The organism is Ruegeria sp. H6 (assembly GCF_056532975.1).
In genome coordinates, this window is sequence record NZ_JBQFOA010000027.1 from 2,501 (window position 1) to 6,313 (window position 3,813).

Sequence of the window (3,813 nt, forward strand, 5' to 3'; positions counted from 1 at the left end):
TCAATTGACATCGTATAGAGAGAAAATCAATCAACACTGTTTGATCGCGCCGAGTGTGGCGTTGATCTCAGTCGTTCTCCTCTTCGGAGGGGCGGGTTGTGACACGGGTGTTTCCTCGCCTGTCCACGACTATCGCGGCTGAAACGAACAGAGTTGTCCAAGTCAAGTACACTAACCCCTCACTTTCTTCGTAAGAAGACAAGTGAGCAGGTTTTGGCAGACCTCGATGGGCTGCTGAAACCTAAATGTCTTCTATCCTCTGCGTGGGGCCGACCGACATCGGCAGCGCGGGTTCCAGGATGGAAGGCGGGAAAGTATGCTTTTGGTTCAGGAAAAGGGGTTGGTTGTTCCAGCTTCCGACCCGTTATGGACTTGCTTCGCAAGTCCAGTCTTTCTTTTTCTGGATCAAATCAAGCGCGAGAAGGGCGTTTGGTGAATGCCTTGGCAGCAAGAGGCGATGAAAGACGTGATACTCTGCGATAAGCCATGGGGAGCTGAGAATAAGCTTTGATCCATGGATCTCTGAATGGGGCAACCCACCTGAATGTTTGTTATTGTTAGTTCTGCTAATCAATAATGAGCATAAACAGGTACTTAAGACCTGAATACATAGGGTTTTAAGAGCAAACCCGGGGAACTGAAACATCTAAGTACCCGGAGGAAAGGAAATCAATTGATACTCCCCTAGTAGCGGCGAGCGAACGGGGACCAGCCGAGCCAGATGAGTGAGAAGAACATGTTGGGAAGCATGGCCATAGCGGGTGACAGCCCCGTATTCTAAGCTCTGATGGACGTATTAAGTAGGGCGGAACACGTGAAATTCTGTCTGAAGATCGGAGGACCACCTTCGAAGGCTAAGTACTCCTTGCTGACCGATAGCGAACCAGTACCGTGAGGGAAAGGTGAAAAGCACCCCGACGAGGGGAGTGAAACAGTACCTGAAACCGAACGCCTACAATCAGTCGGAGGATCCTCGAGATCTGACGGCGTACCTTTTGTATAATGGGTCATCGACTTGGTCTTACGAGCAAGCTTAAGCCGTTAGGTGTAGGCGTAGCGAAAGCGAGTCTTAATAGGGCGTATGAGTTCGTGGGATCAGACCCGAAACCGAGTGATCTAGGCATGGCCAGGTTGAAGGTAAGGTAACACTTACTGGAGGACCGAACCCACATCCGTTGAAAAGGATCGGGATGAGCTGTGCCTAGGGGTGAAAGGCCAATCAAACTCGGAGATAGCTGGTTCTCTGCGAAATCTATTTAGGTAGAGCGTCATCCGAATACCCCGGGGGGTAGAGCACTGGATGGGTAATGGGGCCCCACAGGCTTACTGATCCTAACCAAACTCCGAATACCCGGGAGTACTAGATGGCAGACACACTGCGGATGCTAACGTCCGTAGTGGAGAGGGAAACAACCCTGACCTACGACTAAGGCCCCCAATTCATGGCTAAGTGGGAAAGCAGGTGGGACGACCAAAACAACCAGGAGGTTGGCTTAGAAGCAGCCATCCTTTAAAGATAGCGTAACAGCTCACTGGTCTAAATAAGTTGTCCTGCGGCGAAGATGTAACGGGGCTCAAGCCATGAGCCGAAGTCTAGGGATGCGTAAGCATCGGTAGCAGAGCGTAGTGTGACATAAGATTCATCCTCTTTAGCGTCCTTCGGGGCGCCATGGAGGATCAGAATCTTTTCGATGAAGCCGGGGCGTGAGCCATCCGGTGGAGAGATCACTAGTGAGAATGATGACATGAGTAGCGACAAAGAGTGTGAGAGACACTCTCGCCGAAAGTCCAAGGGTTCCTGCTTAAAGCTAATCTGAGCAGGGTAAGCCGGCCCCTAAGCCGAGGCCGAAAGGCGTAGGCGATGGGAACCAGGTTAATATTCCTGGGCCAGGAGGATGTGACGGATCACAGGTGTAGTTCAATCTTATCGGATTGATTGGGCTGCTGAGTGGTTCCTGGAAATAGCCCTCCATGAGACCGTACCCTAAACCGACACAGGTGGACTGGTAGAGCATACCAAGGCGCTTGAGAGAACGATGTTGAAGGAACTCGGCAAAATACCTCCGTAAGTTCGCGAGAAGGAGGCCCGGTTCCTAGGCAACTAGGGGCTGGGGGCACAAACCAGGGGGTGGCGACTGTTTATTAAAAACACAGGGCTCTGCGAAGTCGCAAGACGACGTATAGGGTCTGACGCCTGCCCGGTGCCTGAAGGTTAAAAGGAGAGGTGAGAGCCTTGAATTGAAGCCCAGGTAAACGGCGGCCGTAACTATAACGGTCCTAAGGTAGCGAAATTCCTTGTCGGGTAAGTTCCGACCTGCACGAATGGCGTAACGACTTCCCCGCTGTCTCCAACATCGACTCAGCGAAATTGAATTGCCTGTCAAGATGCAGGCTTCCCGCGGTTAGACGGAAAGACCCCGTGCACCTTTACTACAGCTTCGCACTGGCATCAGGATTGTGATGTGCAGGATAGGTGGTAGGCTTTGAAGCAGGAACGCAAGTCCCTGTGGAGCCTCCCTTGAGATACCACCCTTCGCACTCTTGATGTCTAACCGCGGTCCGTTATCCGGATCCGGGACCCTGCGTGGCGGGTAGTTTGACTGGGGCGGTCGCCTCCTAAAGCGTAACGGAGGCGCGCGAAGGTTGGCTCAGAGCGGTCGGAAATCGCTCGTTGAGTGCAATGGCAGAAGCCAGCCTGACTGCAAGACTGACAAGTCGAGCAGAGTCGAAAGACGGCCATAGTGATCCGGTGGTCCCGAGTGGAAGGGCCATCGCTCAACGGATAAAAGGTACGCCGGGGATAACAGGCTGATACTGCCCAAGAGTCCATATCGACGGCAGTGTTTGGCACCTCGATGTCGGCTCATCTCATCCTGGGGCTGGAGCAGGTCCCAAGGGTACGGCTGTTCGCCGTTTAAAGAGGTACGTGAGCTGGGTTTAGAACGTCGTGAGACAGTTCGGTCCCTATCTGCCGTGGGTGTAGGAGACTTGAGAGGAGTTGCCCCTAGTACGAGAGGACCGGGGTGAACGATCCACTGGTGGACCAGTTGTCGTGCCAACGGCAGTGCTGGGTAGCTATGATCGGACAGGATAACCGCTGAAGGCATCTAAGCGGGAAGCCCCCCTCAAAACAAGGTCTCCCTGAGGGCCGTGGAAGACCACCACGTCAATAGGCCGGAGATGTAAGCGCAGTAATGCGTTCAGTTGACCGGTACTAATCGCCCGATAGGCTTGATTTGATCCAGTAATGGAAAGATGAAACTACCGCCTCAAGGAGAGACGGTAGGCGATCAAACAAGACCAAAAGCATACACACCTTGAACATGGATGACTTCGTAGCACCTAGCCGCGATGTTGGTTGATAACTACAACCGTGCAGGAACGCGCATCCGCTTCGCGAATACGCTGCCTCCTGCGCGTCGCGCTTTGCCAAAGGCAAAGACGCGACGTGGGCTTTTCCTCGGTTTGGTGGTCATAGCGCAAGTGAAACACCCGGTCCCATCCCGAACCCGGAAGTTAAGCACTGCCGCGCCAATGGTACTTGGGCTTAAGCCCCGGGAGAGTAGGTCACCGCCAAACCTAGTAAAAGCCCAACAACCTCTCTAAACGATCAGCAGAATACGACCCGGCCTCAAGCAGCGTAAGCGATAGGCCGACAATGGCCTCAAGTAGCCGAATAGGCGGTAGGCCAATACAAGACCTCAAGTAGCGTAAGCGGTAGGTCACAAAAACTGTCGCGGGATGGAGCAGCCCGGTAGCTCGTCAGGCTCATAACCTGAAGGTCGTAGGTTCAAATCCTACTCCCGCAACCAA

1 tRNA gene and 2 rRNA genes are annotated in these 3,813 nt (G+C 53.3%); all 3 read left to right on the forward strand.

Features of this window, described 5'->3' with window-relative positions:
* The first annotated feature begins 408 nt into the window (after positions 1-408).
* The 3 genes from ACR0AG_RS22315 (at position 409) to ACR0AG_RS22325 (ending at position 3,812) form a co-directional block, all read left to right on the forward strand.
* Positions 409-3,239, forward strand: a 23S ribosomal RNA gene (locus ACR0AG_RS22315).
* Positions 3,240-3,464: 225 nt separating this feature from the next.
* Positions 3,465-3,579 (forward strand): 5S ribosomal RNA (gene rrf, locus ACR0AG_RS22320).
* A gap of 156 nt (positions 3,580-3,735) precedes the next feature.
* Positions 3,736-3,812 (forward strand) — tRNA-Met (locus ACR0AG_RS22325).
* The last annotated feature ends 1 nt before the right edge of the window (position 3,813 follow it).